Genomic DNA, 20,047 nt, shown 5'->3' with positions numbered 1-20,047 from the left:
CGACAATCATGCAGCTTTACTGGCCATTCCTGTTCGCCGACTATTATCGGCTGCTGGAGGATTTCACCGCGATCGTCGCGGTGATCATCCTGCTGTCGTGTCTCGACGATCTTTTCATCGACGCGATTTTCTATGCGCGGGCGATCAAGCGGCGGTTCGCGGCCAGGAAGCACCACTACCAGCCGCTTCAGCCGGAACAGCTTTATAACCGCCCCGAACAGCATATGGCGATCATGGTGCCTGCCTGGCTGGAGCACGACGTGATCGCGGCCATGATCGAAGGCATGGTGCGCACGCTCGACTATCGGAACTACACGATTTTCGTCGGTACTTATCGCAACGACCGCGCCACGATCGACGAGGTCGAGCGGATGCGCAAGCGCTACCGCCAGCTTGTGCGCGTCGAGGTTCCCCATGACGGGCCGACCTGCAAGGCGGATTGCCTCAACTGGGTGGTACAGGCGATTTTCGCCCATGAGAAGACGCACGGCATCACATTCGCGGGCACCATTCTGCACGACAGCGAGGACGTTCTTCATCCGCTGGAGCTGCGTTTCTTCAACTACCTGCTGCCGCGGATCGACCTGATCCAGATTCCTGTGAACTCGCTGGAGCGCAACTGGTACGAGCTCGTGGCGGGCGTATACATGGATGAGTTCGCCGAATGGCACGGGAAGGATATCGTCGTGCGCGAGGCCTTGTCAGGGATGGTGCCGTCCGCCGGCGTGGGGACATGTTTCTCGCGCAAGGCGCTGCTGATCCTTTCGGCCGAGACCGACAATCAGCCCTTCAACACCCAGACGCTCACCGAGGATTACGATATCGGGGTGCGCCTTGCCGAACACGGCATGCGCTCGATCCTGGCGCGGTTTACCGTCGATTATAAAATGCGGCGCAAGAGCTGGTTCGGCTTCGGGCCGGAGCGCGAGAAGACTGTCCGGATGCCGCTTTGCGTGCAGGAATATTTTCCCAACAGGTTCCGCACCTCCTATCGCCAGAAGGCGCGGTGGTCGCTTGGCATCTGCTTCCAGGGCTGGGCCTATTTCGGCTGGTATGGTTCGCTGGTCGACCGCTATTTCCTGCTCAGGGACAGGAAGGCGATCGTCACCAGCTTCGTCACCGTTTTCGCCTATCTGCTGGCGCTCCAGTATATCGTTTTCCATTTCGCCATCAGCTTCGGCCTGTTTACCACGACATATCCGCCGCTGCTTTCGGTTCACGGCTGGGTCGGTGTCGTGCTGATCCTGAACGCCATTGCGCTGGTGGCGCGGGTCGTGCAGCGCTTCTATTTCACGTCGCGGACTTTCGGCTGGGAGCATGGATTGCTGTCGATCCCGCGCATGGTCGTCGGCAATTTCGTGAACTTCATGGCGATGGCGCGCGCGCTCAAGCAGTATGTCACCCACCTCGTGACCGGCAAGCGGCTGGTCTGGGACAAGACCATGCATGACTTTCCCTCCGGCGACGGGCTGGTGGAGCGCAGCGCCAGGCTCGGCGATCTGCTCGTCACCTGGCAGGCGATCGACGACGCCCAGCTTGATGAGGCGCTCGCCAAGCAACGGCAGCAGCGCCGCCCGCTCGGTCGTATCCTGATCGATGAAGGCTGGCTTCAGGAGGAGGTGATCGCCGAAGCCGTGGCTTTTCAGACGGGTTACGAGATGCGGGCGATCTCGGAGGACGATGTGCTGAACGCCCGCGGTCGGCTTTCCACCGATCTCTGTGTTCGCTTGCGCGTCCTTCCGGTGCAGGACGCCAGGGACGGGTGCTTGATGCTGGCAACGGCGGTGCCGCCGGAGCCGCAGGCGCTCGCCGAGATCGTCGCGGCGTGCGGCGAAAGGCCGAAAGTCTGCGTTGTCCGCGACAGCCAGATCAAGGCGGGTCTGGACCTTCTTTGCAAACGCGATGTCGCGGATGGCAGGCGTGTTTCGCTCCTTCCCAATGACGCGTTGCCGCGCCTTGGCGATATTCTCGTTGAACGAGGCGATATCTCCCCGGAAGCGCTGCGGGCGGCGCTTGCGGACTATTCTCCCCAGCGCGACGGGCTGATCGGCGCCTATCTCGCCGCCCGGGATGTGGTCTTTAGCCCGGCGATCGAGGATGCGCTGGTCGAGCAGCGCCGCAGGATCGAGCGATTGCGCGAGAACCGGAAGCTCTCGCCACTCCAAACTGTTGCCGGAAAGGCGATTTGAACATGGCAGCGACAAACACGAAACGCCCATTCCGCAACGCCGTGTCCCGGCTCGCCCTGTCGGCGGCGGTTGCGGCGATCGCGCTCTCATTGGCTGCGCCCTCCGTTCTGGCCGACGACCAGTCTCCGCCGCCGCTCTCGCAGAGCAGTCCAGCCTATCAGGCAGCCGATGCTGCCTATCGGGCCTATGGCGCGGGCGATTATGACACGGCGGTGGAGGAGGCCAGGAAGGCCGTTGAACTTGCGCCCGATCATGAGGCCTACAAGACCCTGCTGAAGAATGCCGAGGCCGCGCGCGACCTGGAAAATAATAAGAACGCGGCAAGCGGCGGCGTTTCGGAAACGAGCCCCGTCTATGAGGCCGCGGATGCGGCCTACAAGGCCTATGCCGCGGGCCAGTACCGGAAGGCCGTGGATCAGGCCAGGAAGGCTGTGGAGCTGGCGCCGGACAATGCCGACTATCGCACGCTTCTGAAGAATGCCGAGGCGGCGGCGAGCCGGCCGCCAGCCCAGAAGGCAAGCCCTGCCGACCGGCAGGCCGACGCGGCCTACGCCGCCCAGCGCAAGGGCGATCTGGCAAGCGCTGTCGACCATGCCCGCGAGGCCGTCCGGCTTGCGCCCGGCAATCTGTCATTCCGCCTGCTGCTGATCGACCTGCTGAACGGCCAGAGCGACACCGCCGCCGCGCTGGCGGCGACGGATCAGGCGATCGCAGCGCTTGGAGACAACCGCGAGCTTCTGCGCCGGCGCGGCGTGCTGGAACAGAAGAGCGGCGACCAGACCGCGGCGCTCGCCGATTTTTCGCGCGCGCTGGAGCTTCCCGGTCCAGCGGGCGCCGAGCGCCAGTTCAGGCTGGACCTCGCCGCCGCCGCGATGGCGACCTCCGACCCTTTGCTGGCCTACCGGACGCTGCAGCCGCTCGGAGATGATGCCGGTTACGGCGTCTGGCTGCAGCGCGGCACTGCCTTGACCGCGATGGCGGATTACGCCGCCGCCGGCCGCGCGCTCGACCGGGCCGGCGCTCTGGCAGCAAGCGAGGCCGAACGGGCGGACGTTGCCGCGGCGGAAATAAGGCTTGCCGCCGCGCAGGACGGTAAGCGGCAGGCGAGGGCGATGTTTGCCGAGGCCTCGGAGGAGGGCGCGCTCGCGCCGCTTGGTTCCGCCGATATTGCCTATCTTGCCGCAAGCGTCGGCAATAAGGACATCGCCTATCAGTCCTTCAAGGATGCCTATGATCAGGGACAGTTGCGGGGCGCGCAACTGATTGACGCAGGCTACGCCGCCGTCAGGGACTATCGCAATGAAGAAGCGGTCGGCCTTTTCAAGCAGGCGATCGACCAGGCCGATGCCGGCGTCTTTCCGCTTTCCGAAACCGAACGCTTCAACCTCCGCCGCCAGATCGGCGACGTCTCGCGCCAGTGGGGCGCCTATGCCAGCGTGATCTATGGCACCAGCGGCATCTCGGATGGCTATCTGTCTCCGGCGGCCTCCGCCGGTGAGGTGATGCAGGTGGGAACGGAAATATACTGGCGACCGCCGATGTTCGGCTATCGCGACGGGCGCACGGTCGACCTGTTTCTGCGCCAGTTCACCACCCTTTATGATTCGCTCGACGGTCCGATCGGCGCGTCGACCATGCAGGGTGCGGTGGGAATCCGGATCAAGCCTTTCTCCGATTACAATTTCATTGTCGAGGGCGCGCGCTACTTCAAGATCGGGCGCGACAGCCGTGACGATTACCTGCTGCGGGCGGCGATCTCCGGCGGCTTCAATACAGACCTGATGCCGGCAATGTCCTCATGGTGGACCGGTCAGTATTTCGGCGAGGTCGGGCGCTATCTCGAAAGCAACCAGAACTTCGCCGACGGTTACGCCCAGCTGGGGCGCAGCTTCAAGCTTGGCGGCGACGACGGAAAATTCGTGCTTACGCCTTATCTCGGGATCGCCGCAGACTATAACAGCACCGACGCCAATGAATTCGCGCTTGGTGCCGGCCCCGGCCTCAAGCTCAGCTACTGGTTCCGCGAAAACAAGTACGAGGCGCCGATGTCGCATATCGACCTCAATGTGCAGTACCGCGCGCGCCTGGGCGGCGATGACAGGGCGCAAGGTTGGTTCGCGAGCCTCGGCCTGTCATTCTGACGGCAGTAAGGCAGTTCTGCCCGACGCCGTATTCACGCCCGCTTCTTCACCGGCCAGCGCTCTGCCGTGCTTCTGGTGACGGTGACCGGGTCGCCGATGCGCAGCATGCCTTCGCCGCGCGGCACGGCGTTCCAGCCGAACAGCGGGCCCGGGACGCGACGGTCGGCGGACATGCGCAGGCGGCCGAGCGCCGGCAACGGATTTGCGCCTTCGCGCGAGCCGGTGGTCTGGTCCTGCGTGGTCATGATGCAGCGGGTGCAGGGCTTGACGAAATCGAAGGCGACGCCGCCGATGTCGATGCCGGCCCAGCCATCCTCTGCCCAGGCCTCGTCGCAATCGACCACGATATTGGGCCGGAACCGCTCCATGCCGACTTCTTCCGCACCGTGGGCCTTCAGATCGGCGTTGAGCGCGGTGAGCGATCCGGTGGTGGTCACCAGCACCTGAAAACCGTCAGCGAAGGAAACCGGCGTTTCATCGCTTACCCAGTCTCGGCTTGCGATCCGCTCCGCGGCGCTGTCGAAGAAGGCGAGGCGGACCGGACGGTCGAACCAGTCCGAAAGCATGGCATCGGCCGCGCCGGTGCTCGCCGCCGCGTTGACGGTGTCTTTCCACACGGTGACATCGATCCGCTGCTCGCGGGAAGGCCCGGTTTCGATCGCGTCCTTGCCGTCCATAGACAGCACAAGGCCATCCGGCGTCGGCCGCGCCGTCACCCGGGCGAGCGCCGGCAGGTCGCGCTGGGTGATGAAACGGCCATCCGCCTCCGTCAGAACCGCGATGCGATCGCCCTCGAGGCCGGTCGCACGGCAAAGCGCGGCATCAAGGGTGATGCCGCGCGCGCTTTTCATGGGATAGATGTTGAGTTCTGCGATTTTCACCGGCGGGTTCCGATCATTCGGGTTGTTTCTTCGCGCCGGCCCTGGCCGCCGCCTTGCTTGCCGGCTTGTTGCCCGACTTGGCTGCCGGTTTGTCTTCTGCCTGGTCAGCCTGTTCGTTGTCAGCCTGTTCGTTTTTTTCCGGCTTCACCGGAAGACCGTCATCATCGAGCGTGGACAGTGTAACCTGCGGGAACGGTATCGAGATGCCGGCATCGTCAAAGGCGAGCTTGGCGTCGCGGGTCATCACATGGGTGGTTTTCCACCACAGCGGACCGGGCACCCAGTAGCGCATGGCCACCACCACGGCGCTGTCGCCGAGTTCTTTGACGAAGGCGTAAGGCTCGGGGTCGGAGAGCACGTTCTCGTTGTTCTTGGCCAGATCGAGCATGATATCGATCGCCTTGCGCAGATCGTCTTCATAACCGATGCCGATGGCGAGTTCGTGCATGCGCTGGGCGACGCGGGAGTAATTGGTGATCGAGACATTCCAGAGCGTCGAGTTCGGCGCGAGCCGGTAGAGGCCGTCGAAGGTCTTGAGCTCGGTCGCAAACAGGCCGACCTCCTGCACCGTGCCGTCGATGGAGCCGGTCGAGATATACTCGCCGACCTTGAAGGGCCGCAGCACCAGCAGCATGATGCCGGCCGCGATGTTCTGCAGCGTGCCCTGCAATGCCAGACCGATGGCGAGGCCGGCGGCGCCGAGAGCGGCGAGGATCGACGCGGTCTGCACCCCGAACTGGCCGAGCACCATGACGATGACGATGGTGAGAATGCCGTAACGCGCGATCGCGCCGAAGAAGCCGGCCAGTGTCTTGTCGACATTGTCGAACTTCATGAATGCCGTCTTCACGGAGCGCTGGGCAATCGCGGCGAAGATCCAGCCGACGATCAGCAGGATAATCGCGCCAAGCACCGAGAATGCGTAGGTGACGACCAGGGCCATCATCGCTTCGGCAAAATCGCTGGATGCATTTAGAAGGTCGGCGGCTTGCTTCTCGATCGAATCCATCAATCAGTCCTTATTAATTCATCTCAAATATCGTGGGCCAAGGGTACGGAGACTCTACCTATGGCGCAACCGCGCGATGGCAAGATCGTCGAGATCCAGTCTGAAAGGCGCGTTCAGCCGACATTCGCGGCCGCGGCCGATGGCCTTGACGGCGGCAGCGAGCCGGCCGCCGCGCTGAAGCGCTTCATCGCCTAGCGCCACAAGCCGCCTGTTCGGCGTGGCGGAGGGGGAGGCAGCGCGCAACGCCTGTGCAAGCCGGTCGTCATCGATGCCGGGCGCGACCGCGAGGGCGGCGATCATGGCCGCTGCTGGCGAACGCGAGACACCCAGCCAGCAATGCACCAGCAGCGGGCCATTGCCGCCCCACTGCCGGGCGAAATCGATGATCTGATCCACATGGGCGCGTTCCGGTGCCACGAGGTCGCCGGCGCCGGTAAAGGCGATATCGTTCATGCGCAGCACGAGGTGGCAGTCGATCATGCCGGGGCGGGCGAAATCATGGCCGGCCGCCATCAGCGAGACCATCTGCCGGCAGCCGTGACGGGCCGCCATCTCGCCGATCCGTTCGAGCGGCGATACGATGATCGCGCCATTCATTTGGCGGACTTCTTTGCTGTTTTCTGAAGTTCCGCGCGGGCCGTCTCGATTTCACCGAAGCGGTCGAGAAAACGCTGCTGGGCAAGCGCCGTCGGCATCGGATCGATCGGCAACAGCTCGATCGAGACGCCATTCGGCTCCCCGAAGAACCGTTTTGCCTCGGTGGTCGAGAAGCCGGCAAGGCTCACCGATTCGAAATAGGCGGCGATCCTGTCGGCCGCCTTGATCTTGGCCTTCAGCGCCGGGCGGGGATGCGGCGGCAGGCCGAAGCGGAGATGCACCGCCGCCTCCAGCCGCTTTTCCACCGCCTTGTAACCGCCGCCGACGACCGCCTTGAACGGCGAGATCATGTCGCCGATCACATATTCCGGGGCGTCGTGGAGCAGCGCCGCCTGGCAATCGTGGGCATTGGCCTGGGTGATGTGGCAGAACACCGCCTCGACCACGAGCGAGTGCTGCGCCACCGAATAGGCATGTTCGCCAAGCGTCTGGCCGTTCCAGCGCGCCACCCGCGCAAGCCCGTGCGCGATATCGGAAATCTCGACGTCGAGCGGCGAGGGGTCCAGAAGGTCGAGCCTGCGGCCAGAAAGCATGCGCTGCCAGGCGCGGCTGTCGTTCTTCGGCGGCATCGGCCTATTCCGCTTCGGATGCTTCGAGCGTGATGCCGCTCCAGCCATAGGGCGTGACGGTGACCGCCACATCGCCGGCCGTCAGGTTTTCGGCGGATGCCGCCCGGTCGATCCGGAGAATGGCCATCGCCGCATCGCCCGCGACCGAGCCAAGTTCGCCGGCGGGCTTGCCATCCGCAAGAACCGTCGTGCCGGCGGCGGGCAGGGCTTCCGCGCCGCGCACCATCACCAGCCTGCGCCGCGCCGTGCCGCGATGCTGCATCCGTGAGACCACTTCCTGGCCGACAAAGCAGCCCTTCCTGAACGAAACCGCGCCGTTCCTGTCGAACAGAAGATCATGCGGGAAGGCGTCCTGCGGGGCGTAGTCGGCATGCATTTCCGGCACGCCGGCCTCGATCCTGAGCGCCTTATAGGCCTCTGGGTCCGGATTGCCATGGCGACCCGGCAGGCGCTTCACGGTCATGCCGGCGGGCGAAAAGCGCATGTCGGTCACGGCGGCTCCGGGCGCGTCGCCGGTGAAGACCGTCACGCCGTCGGTCTCCTCAGCCGCGATCGTCACCTTGGCGCGCAATTTGTAAAGCATCAGCCGCTGCAGCAGGCTCGCGGCATCCTCGGCATGGGTTTCGATCGCAAACCCCGTATCGGTGCGGCTGATGAGGAAGTCGAACATCACCTTGCCCTGCGGCGTCAGAAGCGCGCCGGGCCAGGCCTCGGTGGGGCCGACGCGATCGAGATCGGTGGTGATCAGGTTCTGCAGGAAATGTTCGGCGTCATCGCCGGCAAGCGTGATGACGGCCCGTTCCGGAAGGTGGATCTTAGCCATGATCATATCCTCTGGCATGCCGGCGGCAGCTCGGCCGGCCGCAATTGAAAAATGTAGCAGCCCAGGCGCGGCCCGCAAGGCGCTCGTGCGGCAAACGTCCCAATCAACGGGGCAATTTGCCCGTGTTGTCACGCGGCGCGACGGATTCGTCAATGGTGGAAGGCTCGGGTTGCTTATGCCCGAAGGACGGTGGCGCTATTGCAGGATGCGTTCGGGCGAAAACTCGCCGGCGAGCATGCGTTCGCGCAGCGATTCGAGCATGGCTTCCGCGCCTTCCTCACCGATCATCCGCACGGTTTCGCGCATGGCAAGCGCGAGCGCCGCATCGGCGATGATCTCAGGCTCGATGCCGTCGGCCACGCCATCGGCCCAGGCTTCGTTCTGATATTCGAGAGCCACCTGCATCTTTTCGCGCACGATCATGTCGTCGATCTCGTTGGCGTTCGGCTTCATCGCATATCCTTGTAGGCTTTGTCTTCCGCAATCATGCTATCAATTTTTTCCGCCTTGTGGCAGCGCGGCCGTCCGAAAAAGTGAATTTCCGGTTAATCGCAGCGCTTTAGCGCTTATTTCACGGCGCTAATGTGCTTCTTTCGCCACAGTGTCGCGGCGCTCGCGGTCGAGCGCCTCGGCGCATTCGCGCACGCTCGAGGGTACGTTGAGCCGGGCGATATCGGCGAGCGTGAACCAGCCGAGATCGTCGGCGTCATCGGCCGCCGCCGCGATCGCGCGGTCATCGACCTCCGCCAGGAAGACGCTCAGTCGGTAAAAGCTGGTGACCGCGCCCGCTTCATTCCTGTCGATCAGGTCATACACGGAAAACAGTGTTATATTTTCGGCGGTTAGGCCGGTTTCTTCCTTCAACTCGCGAATCGCCGCCTGTTCGGCTGTTTCGCCCGCTTCGGCCTTGCCGCCCGGAAAGGCGTACATGGCCCTTGCCGGTGGATTGGCGCGGCGCACCAGCAGGAAAGTGTCTTTCCTGCGGATGATCACCGAGGAGGCGGGTTTTGGCGTCTCTGTCATGCTATATACGGGTGGCGATGCCCAATGGATGTTTCAAGGAAGGCGCGCCTTCCATTTTCAGGATGAGTTTCAAAGCGCAATGTGTGGACGTTTCGGCCTTATAGCAACCCCCGAGGCGGTGGGCGAGGCTTTCGACATTACCGGTATCGAGCCGTTCCCGCCGCGCTATAACATCGCGCCGTCGCAGCCGATCCTGATGATCGTCAGCGCTTCGGAACTGACCGGTGGCGGGGAGGGACGCAACGCGCTGCTGGTGCGCTGGGGGTTGATTCCCGCCTGGGTGAAGGACGCGCGGGAATTCTCCCTGCTGTTCAACGCGCGAAGCGAAACCGCGGCCGAAAAACCGGCCTTTCGTGGCTCGATGCGCCATTTCCGCACGCTGGTTCCGGCCTCCGGCTTTTTCGAATGGCGGAGGACCGGTGAGAAGGGCGGCGCGCAGCCTTACTGGATCCGCCCGCGCCACGGCGGGCTGATAGCCTTTGCCGGCCTGATGTCGCCGTGGATGGGGGCGGATGGCACGGAGATCGATACCGGCACGATCCTGACCACATCCTCGAGCGGCGTGATCGCGCATATTCATGAGCGTTCGCCGGTGGTGATCGCGCCTGCGGATTATGAACGCTGGCTCGATTGCCGCAATTACGAACCGCGCGAGGTCACCGACCTGCTGGCCCCGCCGCCTGCCGATTTCTTCGAGGCGCTCCCGGTCGCAAAAACCGTCAGCAATGCCCGCAATATGGGCGCAGACCTGATCGAGCCGATCGGTCCGCCGTTGGAGGGCGAGCCGGAGGATGAGGGACCGGGGCAGATGGATTTGTTTTGAGAGCGGAGCTGCTGTCGGTTGTGCCCGACCCTGCCAACCGGGTCATGCTCGTGCTTGACACGAGCATCCAGGCCATACGGCAGAAGCTGTTTGGATCCTCGGGTCAAGCCCGAGGATGACGCCGGATAGGGGGAGCGTGCGACCGCCGATGCATCAAATATCGAGATCCAGCCGGTTCTTGCGCGGCTGGTCGTCATCCTCGTCTTCGTCGGTGTCGTCCTCCATCACCAGCGTGCCGTATTTGCGGTGCCAGGCGCGGGCGCCGAGCGGCAGGCTGAGGAGGTAGAGAACCGAGCCGGCGATCATCACGTGCCAGGTATAGGCGAACAGCAGCGCCACCGAGAGCACGGCGACAAGCATCATCGGCAGTGCGAAATCGCGCCGGACGGTGAAGCCGAGACTCTTGCCGGACCAGACCGGCAGGCGGCTGATCAGCAGGAAGCCGATGAGCACGGTGTAGGCGGCTGACGCCAGCGCCACGCCGCGACCAAGTTCCATGCCGAGAAAGCCGAGATAGACCGGCAGCAGCATGATGATCGCGCCAAGCGGCGCGGGGACGCCGACGAAATACTCGCCCTGCCAGCTCGCCTTGCGCTTGCGGTCGGCCATGACGTTGAAGCGGGCGAGGCGGAGAGCCGCGGCAATCGCATAGGTCAGCGCTGCGATCCAGCCGAGCGTGCCGCCATCATTCAGCAGATAGGTATAGGCGACGAGCGCCGGCGCGATGCCGAAATTGACGACATCGGCGAGCGAATCCATCTGCTCGCCGAACTTGGAGGAGGCCTTCAGAAGCCGCGCCAGCCTGCCGTCGACGCCGTCCAGAAAGGCTGCGATCAGCAGCATCGCCACGGCCTTGGGAAACTGGCCGTCGATCGCCATCCGGATGCCGGAAAGCCCGGCGCAGATGGCAAGCACGGTCACCAGGTTGGGGATGATGAGCCGGAGCGGTATTTCGCGGAGCCGAGGTCCACGACCGGATTTGTCGCCAGTGGGCTTCACCCGTGGCTCCAGCGCACGCTCCTTACTGCCTTCATCCATCAGATTTTCCGTCCGACGGTCGGAAGATCAAAACCGCCGAAGCCGGCCAGCACGGTCTCGCCGGCCGTCGCCATCTGGCCGACGGCAACGCGCGGGGTGGCGGTCGTCGGCAGGTAGACGTCGAGACGCGAGCCGAAGCGGATCAGGCCGAAGCGCTCGCCGGCATCAAGCACATCGCCGTTCTGCGAGAAGCAGACGATCCGGCGGGCAACGAGGCCCGCGATCTGCACAACGCCGATCGACCCATGGGCGGTTTCGATCACCAGGCCGTTGCGCTCGTTGTCCTCGCTGGCCTTGTCGAGTTCGGCATTGAGAAACTTGCCGGGGCGATAGTGGATGCCGGTGATCCGGCCCGCCATCGGCGCGCGGTTCACATGGCAGTCGAACACGTTCATGAACACGCAGATGCGCAGCATCGGCTCGGCGCCGAGGCCCATTTCCGCCGGCGGAATTTCCTCGCTGATCGCGGAGACGCGGCCATCGGCCGGGCTGATCACGAGATTGTCGTCCTGGGGCACGACCCGGTCGGGATCACGGAAGAAATAGGCGCACCAGAGTGTGGCGATCAGGCCGATCCAGAACAGCGGCTGGGCAATCCATCCAAGGATCAGGGTCGCCACCAGAAAGATCGCCACAAAGCGGTGGCCTTCCTTGTGGATCGGCGCCATCGAATGCCGGATGGAATCGATAATGGTCATTGGTCCTCGCTTGGTTGCCCGGGTTCTGAAGGGCCACATTACAGGCAGCGCGCGGCCTTGGGAACATGGCCGTGCGTCGGTTTTACGGCAGTCTGTTCAGTTGGCGGGGTCGAGCCGCATGATGACGCCCATATCGTCGCTCTCGCGCACCTTGCGCAATTGCTCCTCGGCAAGGGTCGCCTCGCGCTGGCGTTCCCACATCTGCGCGTAGAGCCCGTTCTGGGCGATCAGGTCGTCATGGGTGCCGCGCTCGGCGATCTCGCCGCGTTTCAGCACGATGATCTCGTCTGCGCCGATCACGGTGGATAGACGGTGGGCGATCACCAGCGTGGTGCGGTTTTTCGAGACAACATCCAGCGCCGCCTGGATTTCGCGCTCAGTATGGGTGTCGAGCGCGGAGGTCGCCTCGTCAAGCACGAGGATCGGCGGGGCCTTGAGGATGGTGCGGGCGATGGCCACGCGCTGCTTCTCGCCGCCGGACAGTTTCAGCCCGCGCTCGCCGACCTGGGTGTCGAAGCCTTCCGGCAATTGCCGGATGAAATCGCCGACCTGGGCGAGTTCGGCTGCGGCGTTGACCTCCTCGTCGGTCGCCGAGGTGCGGCCATAGCGGATATTGTAGGCGATCGTGTCGTTGAACAGCACCGTATCCTGCGGCACCATGCCGATCGCCTCGCGCAGGCTCGACTGGCGCACCTCGCGCAGATCCTGCCCATCAATGGTGATCGCGCCCTCGTTGACATCGTAGAACCGGAACAACAGGCGCGAGATCGTCGACTTGCCGGCGCCCGTCGGTCCGACGATCGCGACTGTCTTGCCGGCCGGCACCTCGAACGACACGCCCTTCAGGATCGGGCGGGACGGGTCGTAGGAAAAGTGCACGTCCTTGAAGGCGATCGCGCCCTGGCGGATTTGCAGGTCCGGGGCGTCGGGCTTGTCGGTGATTTCGAGATCTTCCTCGAGAATGTCGAACATCTGCTCGATATCGGTCAGGCCCTGGCGGATTTCGCGATAGACCGAGCCGATGAAATTGAGCGGGATCGCAAGCTGGATCAGCATCGCATTCACGAACACGAAGTCGCCGATGGTCTGGGTGCCGTTTTTGACCGCGATCGCCGACAGCACCATCATGATCGTCATGCCGATGCCGAAGATCACGCCCTGACCGAAATTGAGCCAGCCGAGCGAGGTCCAGATGCGGGTCGCCGCGTTCTCGTAGACGGCCATGGAAGAATCGAAGCGATGCGCCTCCATCTTCTCATTGCCGAAATACTTGACGGTCTCGTAGTTCAAAAGCGAGTCGACGGCCTTGGTGTTGGCGTCGTTGTCGCTGTCGTTCATTTCGCGGCGGATGGCGATGCGCCAGTCGCTGGCCTTGATGGTGAACCAGACATAGAGCACGACCGTGACGGCGGTGATGGCGAGATAATCGAAGCCGTAGCCCCACCAGAAGATGATCGCGACCAGGAAGAATTCGAGCACGGTCGGCAACGTCGCGAGGATCGTGAACCGCACGATCGTCTCGATGCCCTTGGTGCCGCGCTCGATGATTCGCGACAGACCGCCGGTCTTGCGCGAGAGGTGGAAGCGCAGAGCGAGCTGATGCATGTGCACGAAAACGCGGTGGGCAAGGCGGCGCACGGCATATTGGCCGACGCTGGCGAACAGCGCGTCGCGCAACTGGTTGAAGCCGAGCTGGCCGATGCGCGCGAGATTGTAGAACAGCACCAGCGTCACCGCGCCGAACAAAACTGCGGGCAAGATGGTGTTGATCTGCAACTCGCCGGTCAGCGCATTGGTCGCCCATTTGAAGGAATAGGGGACCAGCAGAAGGATAAGCTTGGCGACCACCAGCGCGATCGTGGCGAGGACCACGCGACGCTTCAGGTCCGGGCGACTTTCCGGCCAGATATACGGCCACAGATTGATAATCGTCTGAAGCGGATTGGATGAATCCGCTGACACGGTTTTACCGCGATCTGCCATGCTTGTCCCCGCGCTCAAGGCCTTAAGGCCGAGCCGAAATAAGAGAAGTATCAAAATGAAAGGCGCCCCGCGAGGCGCCGCTTTCACCGCGACATAAGGTCGCCGCGGAGATATTGCAATGGCCGCGGGCCGAAACCGATTGCGCCGGCGGCGGGACGTTTTTCGCATATCGCCGATTGCGCGGTCTGTCTCGGGCTGGCGCTGGAGCGGCGAAAAAAAGCGCGGTCAGCGATTTGCTGGCCGCATTTCAGCTTCTATTGGTCGCCCGCCGGAAGATGGTATTCCGGGCCGATCGGCATACCGTCCAGCAGCCGGCGGTGGATCGTTTCCGCTTCCCCGATCGGCAGCGGTTCCTTGGGCACGGAGAAGACCTGGCCGGGCAGGATCAGGTCGGGATTGACGATCTGGGGCTCGTTGGCGAGGTAGATCGTCGTGTAGCGCACGCCGCGTCCATACATGCGCCGCGAAATGCGCCACAGATTGTCGCCGCGGCGGATGATCACGGCATTGTCGCTGCTTTCAAGCTGCGGCTGGGTAAAGGTCTGGCTGCCGTCCTGCTGCTGTTTGCCGCTGGTCGCCGGCGCGCTTGAGACTGCCGCCACCTGATCGCCGGGCGGGCGGTCGAAAGGCACGACGGCGCGGGCGACGACCTGACCATCCTCATCGAGCATATCGACGCGGATCGTATGCAGGCCTACCGAAACATCGATTTCCGCATCGAGAACGTAGTTGCCATCGACATTCACCTCCGCATCGCCGATCAGCGCGTCATCGATATAGCCGCGAATGGTGGCCCCCTGCGTGCCGCTGCCCGCCACAAACAGCCGATTGCCTTCGATTTCGACGGCCTTGATGCTGACCAGAGGCGCGGCCTGTTCGCCGCCATTCCGGTTCGTCTTTTCCGCGTCGGTCTCGACCGTAACCGTCTGAAGCTGGGTCTCTTCCTGATCGCTGGCGTTATCCGTTTGCGAAACATCCTGTCCGGTAGCCTGATCGCTAGAGCCGGTCTGTTCGGCGCTCCCGCCCGTCGAGCCTGTGTCGACGGAGGCCGTGTCGCCGCCGGCATTTTGCCGCGCGGACGGCTGGCCGCCATTGTCTTGCTCTTTGGGCCCCGTATCCTCGGCCCGCGCAACCACGGAGCCTTCGGGAGCGTCTTCGTCGCCATCCGGCGTGGAGATGATTTCGGAGGCCTTGCCGGGTTCGGTGATCAGCGCCAGCAGGTCGCCGTCCGGGGTCTCGGGGATCGAGATCGTCGCGGTCTGAAGCGAACGGGCGGTGCGCCCATCGGGCATGGTGACGTCGAGATAGATGAGGTGATCGCCGGGCGTCAGCGGCGTTTCGATGATCGCGACGAAATCGCCGGAATCGCCGACACTGGAGGAGGCGACAACGGTATCGCCCTCCTTGACGTCGAGCACGCCAAGCGGCTCGGCGGCGCCTGCGATCACAGCCGTGCCGTCGGGTTCCACGCGCAGCACATCGAAGGTGGGGATGCGCAGGCCCGTCTGCTGCTGCTCTTCGTTGGCGTCGCTGTCGCTGTCCGGGCTGCTTGCGCTCTCGCCGGATGCGTCCGCGGGCTCGCTCTGCTCGGTCTGCGGCGCGCTGCCTTCCGTGGTGTTGCCGGTCTCGCCACCATCCTCGCGGGTATAATAATAGAGGCCCGCTGCAAGGAGAACGAGCAGGATGACGGCGATGACAATACCGGACCGGTTATTTTTCATTCAGAGCTCCGAAGAGGCGACGACGCCAATTGGCTGAAAACGCTAGCCATAGTGCCGGATATATACAAGAGTTCATTGGCTGTCTCGGCAAAGCGTGAACAGGGTAAATCTGCGATTGTGTTCGAAATGCAATGAACTTGACCTGTCGCGGGCTAATGGGATTGATTGACGTCATGAAAAAACAAGACAAACCGATTCGCAGCATCTGCGTCTATTGCGGCTCCAGGCCGGGCGCGGCGCCGGAATATATGCGCGCCGGCAAGGCGCTCGGCGAGGCGATCGCCGCCGCCGGCTACGGCCTCGTTTATGGCGGCGGAACCAAGGGCATCATGGGTGCCGTCGCCGAGGGCGTGCTGAAAAATGGCGGCCACGTGCTCGGCATCATCCCGGAATTCCTCGTCGACATGGAAGCGACCCGAGACCAGCTCGAGGCGCTCGACGAGCTTATGATCACGCCGAACATGCATGTGCGCAAGCACACCATGTTCGAACGGGCGGACGCCTTCGTGGCGCTTCCCGGCGGGATCGGCACGCTTGAGGAGATCGTCGAGATCATGACCTGGGCACAGCTCGGCCGCCACACCAAGCCGATGATTCTCGGCGATATCGGCGGGTTCTGGCAGCCGATGATCGAGCTGCTCGATCATATGCTGAAGGAAGGATTCCTCCACACCAGCCATCAGGTGCGTCCGCAGCTCATCGCCAATGTCGAGGACATGATCCCCGCCATCGAGGCCGGCTGGGCGGAGACGGCCGACGACGACGGCGACGCCCGGATCATCGGTAAGATGTAGGCATCGCTATTCAGCCGATGCCTTGCGTCTGCGCCTGACCATGGGCGCGGTGTAGATCACCAGCGCCACCCAGATCAGTACGAAGGCGGCGAGTTTCGCCGGCTCCAGCGGCTCGCGGAAGATCAGCACGGCGATCAGGAAGATCACGCTCGGCGCGATATACTGCATGATGCCGATGGTCGACAGACGCAGCAGCTTGGTCGCGTTCGCATAGATCAGCAGCGGAATGGCAGTGACCGCGCCGCAACCGATCAGCAGCAGCGCCGTGACCGGCGAGCGCAGGAAATGACCGGCGCCCGTCGCTTCCAGATAGATGATGTAGCCGAGCGCGGGGCCGCTCAGCACCATCGCTTCCAGCGTGAAGGCGGTGGTGCCTTCCACCGGCATGACCTTGTGCAGAAACGCATAAAGCCCGAAACTGAGCGGCAGCGCCAGGGCGACCAGCGGCAGGCGGCCGAGTTCCACGGTCAGGATGACCACCGCGGCGAAGGCGAGGGCGACCGCGATCATCTGTCCGCGCCCGAGCTTTTCGCGCAGGATCAACGCCGCGAGCGCGATCGAAAACAGCGGGTTGATGAAATAACCAAGGGCCGCGTCCACCGTCTGGGCGGTGCTGACCGCATAGATATAGGTGCCCCAGTTGAGCGTGATGAACAGGCTGCACAGCAGCACAAGCCCCATCATCTTCGGCTTGCGCAGGACGCCGGTGACGGTGCGCGACTGGCCGGAATAGGCGACCATCGCGCCTGCGAACGGCAGCGACCAGACGATCCGGTGCGCCAGAATTTCGTCTGTCGGAAGGTCGATGACGAGCTTCATGTAAAGCGGCAGCACGCCCCACATCATGAAGACGATGAAGGCGAGGACGAAACCCTTGGTGGTATCGCCCTGCGGCGCCGGCGCTTCGTGGGCGGCTGTGATTTCGGCGGACATGGTGTTTCCTTGAAGTCTTTTGACCAAAGGCAATAGACCTTCGGCATCGCCGCCGCCACACGAAACTTGCGATCAAACCATCAATTGAATTGAACCGACCGTCTATTCGGCGGCCGCGCGGCCGGCGAGCTTGCGGTTTTTCATCAGCTTGAAGGTGATCGAATCCATCAGCGCCTGGAACGAGGCGTCGATAATGTTTTCGGAAACGCCGACCGTCCACCACCGCACACCGTCATCGTCGACGCTCTCGATCAGCACGCGGGTGATCGCCTCCGTGCCGCCATTGAGGATGCGCACCTTGTAGTCGGCAAGCTTGAGGTCGGCGATCTCGCCCTGGAACTTGCCGAGGTCCTTGCGGAATGCCTTGTCGAGCGCGTTGACCGGGCCGTCGCCCTCCGACACCGACATCACCTTGCGGCCGTCGATCTCGAGCTTGACCACGGCTTCGGATACCGTCTTCACCCGCCCGTGGCTGTCGAAGCGCCGTTCGACCATCACCCGGAAACTGTCGACGCGGAAGAACTCCGGCACGCTACCGAGTTCGCGCAGCGCCAGAAGCTCGAAACTGGCATCGGCGGCCTCATAGGCATAGCCCATGGCCTCGCGCTCCTTGACGATCGCAATCAGCTTGTCGAGGCGCGGATCGTTTTTGGCAACGGAAATGCCGAGGCGATTGAGTTCGTTGATGAAATTCGATTTTCCGCCCTGGTCGGACACCATCACCCGGCGGCTGTTGCCGACGGCTGCGGGATCGACATGCTCATAGGTCTTCGGATCCTTGAGAAGCGCCGAGGCGTGAATGCCGGCCTTGGTGGCGAAGGCCGAGGCGCCGACATAGGGAAGCTGCGGATCGGGCGCGCGGTTCAGCAGCTCGTCGAAGCCGTGGGAGAGGGCGGAGATTTCCGTCAGCCCTTCGGCGTCGATGCCGAGTTCGAAACGGCTGCTGTAGCGCTCCTTCAGCGCCAGCGTGGCGGCGAGGGTGATGATGTTGGCATTGCCGCAGCGCTCGCCGATGCCGTTCAGCGTGCCCTGCACCTGGCGCACGCCGGCGTTGACGGCGACAAGCGAGTTGGCGACCGCCTGGCCGGTATCGTTATGCGCATGGATGCCGAGGTTTTCGCCCGGAATGCCGCTTGCGATCACGGCGGCGATGATCTCCGCGATCTCGTCCGGTTGCGTGCCGCCATTGGTGTCGCACAGCACCACCCAGCGCGCGCCGGAATCATAGGCGGCCTTGGCGCAGGCGAGCGCATAGGCGGGGTTGGCCTTGTAGCCATCGAAGAAGTGTTCGCAGTCAAGCAGCGCTTCCTTGCCGGAGGCCGCGATGGCGGCAATGCTGTCTGCGATGCAATCCAGATTGTCCTCGTTGGAGATGCCGAGCGCGACCTTGACGTGATAGTCCCAGCTTTTCGCGACCAGACAGACCGCGTCGCCCGCCGCGCCGATCAGCGCTGCGAGGCCTGGATCGTTCGATGCCGAGACGCCGGCGCGCTTGGTCATGCCGAAGGCCGTCATCTTGGCCCGGCCGGTGCGTCTCTTGGAGAAGAAGGCGGTGTCGGTGGGGTTTGCGCCGGGATAGCCGCCCTCGATATAATCAATGCCGAAATGGTCGAGCATGTTGGCAATGGCGATCTTGTCCTCGACCGAGAAATCGACGCCCGGCGTCTGCTGGCCATCGCGCAAGGTTGTGTCGAACAGGTAGATGCGTTCGCGGTCTGACATTGTCGGGTCTCCATCCCTTGGGGCCTTCGCGGCCATTCTTATGGGTCTGTTATGCGTCCGGGCCGTCTTCGGGCGGCCATTGGTCGGTGTCGTGGTCGGGGTGCTGGCGCGAGACGATCTCGCTTTCCTCCAGGGTCTGGGGGCGTCCGGGCTTTTCGAACAGCGTGTCGATCCACGGCAGGCGATGATCGTGGTTGACTTGGATCTGCGGCTCGAAATACTCGGGCTCGTCGAATGCGCCGATGGCGAGCTCGATGCCTTCCTTGTACTGATAGGTCAGCGGCGTGCCGCATTTTTCGCAGAACCCGCGCAGGAAACCTTTCGAGGAGCGGAACAGGCTCGGCTTGCCGCGCGTCCATACCAGATGGGCGAAATCGGCGGTCACCAGCGCGCTGAAGAAATTGCCAAACGCCTTTTGGCACATCCGGCAGTGACAGATTGACGGTCTCCCGAGATGGCTCGCGCGAAACCGCACCGCGCCGCACTGGCATCCGCCGGAAAAACTGCGTTCATCGCTCATGGTCACGCTCCTTCGGCCAATGGTCGGTGTCATGGTCGGGATGCTGACGGCTGCTGCCGGCCACGCCTGCGGTTCCACCGGGAAGGTCGGAGCGGTCGGTGTGCCGCTCGGGAAGGCCGGGCAGGGCATGGAAGAACGACACACGCCCCTCGACGCCATCCTGCGTTGCCGGAATAATTGCGGAGGGATCATCAAGACTGCCAAGCGTCACCGAGATGCGGTCGCCGCCGTCGGTCATGAAAAACAGCGGCGTGCCGCATTGCTCGCAGAAGCCGCGCTTGATGAATTCGGACGAAAAGAACCATCGCGGCGCGCCGCACGTCAGCGAAAACGCCGAGTTATCCGCACTCGCCAGCGGCATGAAGTAATTGCCGGCTGCCTTCTGACACATGCGACAATGGCACAGATGCGGCGTCGCAAGCGCGCCCTCGACGCGATAGCGAACGGCGCCGCACTGGCACCCGCCGGAGAAGGTCGTCATGGTCGACCTCCCAGGATGAGTGTCGGGGCAGGCAGCGCCTTG

The 20,047-nt window shown here is 63.5% G+C and carries 19 protein-coding genes; 4 read left to right on the top strand and 15 right to left on the bottom strand.

What is annotated here, in order from left to right; genetic code table 11:
* The first annotated feature begins 8 nt into the window (after window positions 1–8).
* The gene (locus K7H91_RS16220; protein WP_230721304.1) at window positions 9–2,189 is read left to right on the top strand and encodes a glycosyl transferase family protein; all 2,181 of its coding nucleotides are present in this window, start codon (window positions 9–11) and stop codon (window positions 2,187–2,189) included.
* 2 nt (window positions 2,190–2,191) lie between these two features.
* Complete coding sequence (locus K7H91_RS16215; RefSeq protein WP_230721303.1) at window positions 2,192–4,330, top strand: NfrA family protein; 2,139 nt, start codon at window positions 2,192–2,194, stop codon at window positions 4,328–4,330.
* A gap of 32 nt (window positions 4,331–4,362) precedes the next feature.
* Here K7H91_RS16215 and K7H91_RS16210 read toward each other — a convergent pair whose 3' ends face one another.
* The 7 genes from K7H91_RS16210 to K7H91_RS16180 all read right to left on the bottom strand — a co-directional run bounded on the left by K7H91_RS16210 (window position 4,363) and on the right by K7H91_RS16180 (window position 9,292).
* Complete coding sequence (locus K7H91_RS16210) at window positions 4,363–5,211, bottom strand: MOSC domain-containing protein (RefSeq protein WP_230721302.1); 849 nt, start codon at window positions 5,209–5,211, stop codon at window positions 4,363–4,365.
* Window positions 5,212–5,224: 13 nt separating this feature from the next.
* On the bottom strand, window positions 5,225–6,220 hold the full coding sequence (locus K7H91_RS16205; RefSeq protein WP_230721301.1) for a mechanosensitive ion channel family protein: 996 nt from the start codon (window positions 6,218–6,220) through the stop codon (window positions 5,225–5,227).
* A gap of 54 nt (window positions 6,221–6,274) precedes the next feature.
* Window positions 6,275–6,817 carry a tyrosine phosphatase family protein gene (locus K7H91_RS16200; protein WP_230721300.1) on the bottom strand — a complete coding sequence of 181 codons (543 nt, stop codon included), beginning with the start codon at window positions 6,815–6,817 and terminating at the stop codon, window positions 6,275–6,277.
* Window positions 6,814–7,446, bottom strand: coding sequence for an HD family hydrolase (locus K7H91_RS16195; RefSeq protein ID WP_230721299.1), 633 nt, complete (start codon window positions 7,444–7,446; stop codon window positions 6,814–6,816). Before K7H91_RS16195 ends, K7H91_RS16200 begins: the two co-directional genes overlap by 4 nt.
* Window positions 7,447–7,450: 4 nt before the next feature.
* Window positions 7,451–8,269, bottom strand: a complete 819-nt coding sequence (locus K7H91_RS16190; protein WP_230721298.1) for a YgfZ/GcvT domain-containing protein — start codon at window positions 8,267–8,269, stop codon at window positions 7,451–7,453.
* A gap of 195 nt (window positions 8,270–8,464) precedes the next feature.
* Window positions 8,465–8,722, bottom strand: coding sequence for a hypothetical protein (locus K7H91_RS16185; RefSeq protein WP_018066457.1), 258 nt, complete (start codon window positions 8,720–8,722; stop codon window positions 8,465–8,467).
* Between the two features lie 126 nt (window positions 8,723–8,848).
* Window positions 8,849–9,292 carry an NUDIX hydrolase gene (locus K7H91_RS16180; protein ID WP_230721297.1) on the bottom strand — a complete coding sequence of 148 codons (444 nt, stop codon included), beginning with the start codon at window positions 9,290–9,292 and terminating at the stop codon, window positions 8,849–8,851.
* 79 nt (window positions 9,293–9,371) lie between these two features.
* On the opposite strand from K7H91_RS16180, the gene K7H91_RS16175 reads away from it, so the two are divergent.
* On the top strand, window positions 9,372–10,115 hold the full coding sequence (locus tag K7H91_RS16175) for an SOS response-associated peptidase (protein ID WP_230721296.1): 744 nt from the start codon (window positions 9,372–9,374) through the stop codon (window positions 10,113–10,115).
* Between the two features lie 153 nt (window positions 10,116–10,268).
* Here the strand turns inward: K7H91_RS16175 and pssA are convergent, their stop codons facing one another.
* From pssA to K7H91_RS16155, 4 genes are all read right to left on the bottom strand, one after another.
* Window positions 10,269–11,153, bottom strand: a complete 885-nt coding sequence (gene pssA, locus K7H91_RS16170) for a CDP-diacylglycerol--serine O-phosphatidyltransferase (protein ID WP_230721295.1) — start codon at window positions 11,151–11,153, stop codon at window positions 10,269–10,271.
* Window positions 11,153–11,890, bottom strand: coding sequence for a phosphatidylserine decarboxylase (locus K7H91_RS16165; RefSeq protein WP_269066302.1), 738 nt, complete (start codon window positions 11,888–11,890; stop codon window positions 11,153–11,155). Before K7H91_RS16165 ends, pssA begins: the two co-directional genes overlap by 1 nt.
* A 57-nt stretch (window positions 11,891–11,947) precedes the next feature.
* Window positions 11,948–13,834, bottom strand: coding sequence for an ABCB family ABC transporter ATP-binding protein/permease (locus K7H91_RS16160; RefSeq protein WP_230721293.1), 1,887 nt, complete (start codon window positions 13,832–13,834; stop codon window positions 11,948–11,950).
* A 254-nt stretch (window positions 13,835–14,088) separates the two neighbouring features.
* Window positions 14,089–15,555 carry a LysM peptidoglycan-binding domain-containing protein gene (locus K7H91_RS16155; protein ID WP_230721292.1) on the bottom strand — a complete coding sequence of 489 codons (1,467 nt, stop codon included), beginning with the start codon at window positions 15,553–15,555 and terminating at the stop codon, window positions 14,089–14,091.
* A 173-nt stretch (window positions 15,556–15,728) separates the two neighbouring features.
* Between K7H91_RS16155 and K7H91_RS16150 the strand changes: the two genes are divergently transcribed.
* The gene (locus K7H91_RS16150; protein WP_230721291.1) at window positions 15,729–16,349 is read left to right on the top strand and encodes a TIGR00730 family Rossman fold protein; all 621 of its coding nucleotides are present in this window, start codon (window positions 15,729–15,731) and stop codon (window positions 16,347–16,349) included.
* 6 nt (window positions 16,350–16,355) lie between these two features.
* On the opposite strand, the gene rarD is transcribed toward K7H91_RS16150, so the two are convergent.
* The 4 genes from rarD to K7H91_RS16130 all read right to left on the bottom strand — a co-directional run bounded on the left by rarD (window position 16,356) and on the right by K7H91_RS16130 (window position 20,005).
* The gene (gene rarD, locus K7H91_RS16145; RefSeq protein WP_230721290.1) at window positions 16,356–17,282 is read right to left on the bottom strand and encodes an EamA family transporter RarD; all 927 of its coding nucleotides are present in this window, start codon (window positions 17,280–17,282) and stop codon (window positions 16,356–16,358) included.
* 102 nt (window positions 17,283–17,384) lie between these two features.
* Window positions 17,385–19,004 carry a citramalate synthase gene (gene cimA / locus K7H91_RS16140; protein ID WP_230721289.1) on the bottom strand — a complete coding sequence of 540 codons (1,620 nt, stop codon included), beginning with the start codon at window positions 19,002–19,004 and terminating at the stop codon, window positions 17,385–17,387.
* A 49-nt stretch (window positions 19,005–19,053) separates the two neighbouring features.
* Window positions 19,054–19,524, bottom strand: coding sequence for a GFA family protein (locus tag K7H91_RS16135; RefSeq protein ID WP_230721288.1), 471 nt, complete (start codon window positions 19,522–19,524; stop codon window positions 19,054–19,056).
* A complete protein-coding gene (locus K7H91_RS16130; RefSeq protein ID WP_230721287.1) occupies window positions 19,514–20,005 on the bottom strand; it encodes a GFA family protein in 492 nt (163 codons plus the stop codon). The genes K7H91_RS16135 and K7H91_RS16130 overlap by 11 nt, the downstream gene beginning before the upstream one ends.
* Between the last annotated feature and the right edge of the window lie 42 nt (window positions 20,006–20,047).

The organism is Martelella mediterranea (assembly GCF_021021415.1).
Taxonomy (GTDB): Bacteria; Pseudomonadota; Alphaproteobacteria; order Rhizobiales; family Rhizobiaceae; genus Martelella; species Martelella mediterranea_C.
The sequence above is the reverse complement of the archived record's forward strand: the minus strand, read 5'-3'. Positions and strand labels throughout refer to the sequence as shown.

What these genes read in the sequence shown, in the direction of transcription:
- K7H91_RS16220 (WP_230721304.1), top strand. Translation starts at nt 9, where the DNA reads ATGCAGCTTTACTGGCCATTCCTGTTCGCCGACTATTATCGGCTGCTG.
- K7H91_RS16165 (WP_269066302.1), bottom strand. Translation starts at nt 11,890, where the DNA reads ATGTGGCCCTTCAGAACCCGGGCAACCAAGCGAGGACCAATGACCATT.
- pssA (WP_230721295.1), bottom strand. Translation starts at nt 11,153, where the DNA reads ATGGATGAAGGCAGTAAGGAGCGTGCGCTGGAGCCACGGGTGAAGCCC.
- K7H91_RS16135 (WP_230721288.1), bottom strand. Translation starts at nt 19,524, where the DNA reads ATGAGCGATGAACGCAGTTTTTCCGGCGGATGCCAGTGCGGCGCGGTG.
- K7H91_RS16150 (WP_230721291.1), top strand. Translation starts at nt 15,729, where the DNA reads ATGAAAAAACAAGACAAACCGATTCGCAGCATCTGCGTCTATTGCGGC.
- K7H91_RS16200 (WP_230721300.1), bottom strand. Translation starts at nt 6,817, where the DNA reads ATGAATGGCGCGATCATCGTATCGCCGCTCGAACGGATCGGCGAGATG.
- cimA (WP_230721289.1), bottom strand. Translation starts at nt 19,004, where the DNA reads ATGTCAGACCGCGAACGCATCTACCTGTTCGACACAACCTTGCGCGAT.
- K7H91_RS16205 (WP_230721301.1), bottom strand. Translation starts at nt 6,220, where the DNA reads ATGGATTCGATCGAGAAGCAAGCCGCCGACCTTCTAAATGCATCCAGC.
- K7H91_RS16185 (WP_018066457.1), bottom strand. Translation starts at nt 8,722, where the DNA reads ATGAAGCCGAACGCCAACGAGATCGACGACATGATCGTGCGCGAAAAG.
- K7H91_RS16155 (WP_230721292.1), bottom strand. Translation starts at nt 15,555, where the DNA reads ATGAAAAATAACCGGTCCGGTATTGTCATCGCCGTCATCCTGCTCGTT.
- K7H91_RS16215 (WP_230721303.1), top strand. Translation starts at nt 2,192, where the DNA reads ATGGCAGCGACAAACACGAAACGCCCATTCCGCAACGCCGTGTCCCGG.
- K7H91_RS16180 (WP_230721297.1), bottom strand. Translation starts at nt 9,292, where the DNA reads ATGACAGAGACGCCAAAACCCGCCTCCTCGGTGATCATCCGCAGGAAA.
- rarD (WP_230721290.1), bottom strand. Translation starts at nt 17,282, where the DNA reads ATGTCCGCCGAAATCACAGCCGCCCACGAAGCGCCGGCGCCGCAGGGC.
- K7H91_RS16190 (WP_230721298.1), bottom strand. Translation starts at nt 8,269, where the DNA reads ATGGCTAAGATCCACCTTCCGGAACGGGCCGTCATCACGCTTGCCGGC.
- K7H91_RS16160 (WP_230721293.1), bottom strand. Translation starts at nt 13,834, where the DNA reads ATGGCAGATCGCGGTAAAACCGTGTCAGCGGATTCATCCAATCCGCTT.
- K7H91_RS16175 (WP_230721296.1), top strand. Translation starts at nt 9,372, where the DNA reads ATGTGTGGACGTTTCGGCCTTATAGCAACCCCCGAGGCGGTGGGCGAG.
- K7H91_RS16195 (WP_230721299.1), bottom strand. Translation starts at nt 7,446, where the DNA reads ATGCCGCCGAAGAACGACAGCCGCGCCTGGCAGCGCATGCTTTCTGGC.
- K7H91_RS16130 (WP_230721287.1), bottom strand. Translation starts at nt 20,005, where the DNA reads ATGACGACCTTCTCCGGCGGGTGCCAGTGCGGCGCCGTTCGCTATCGC.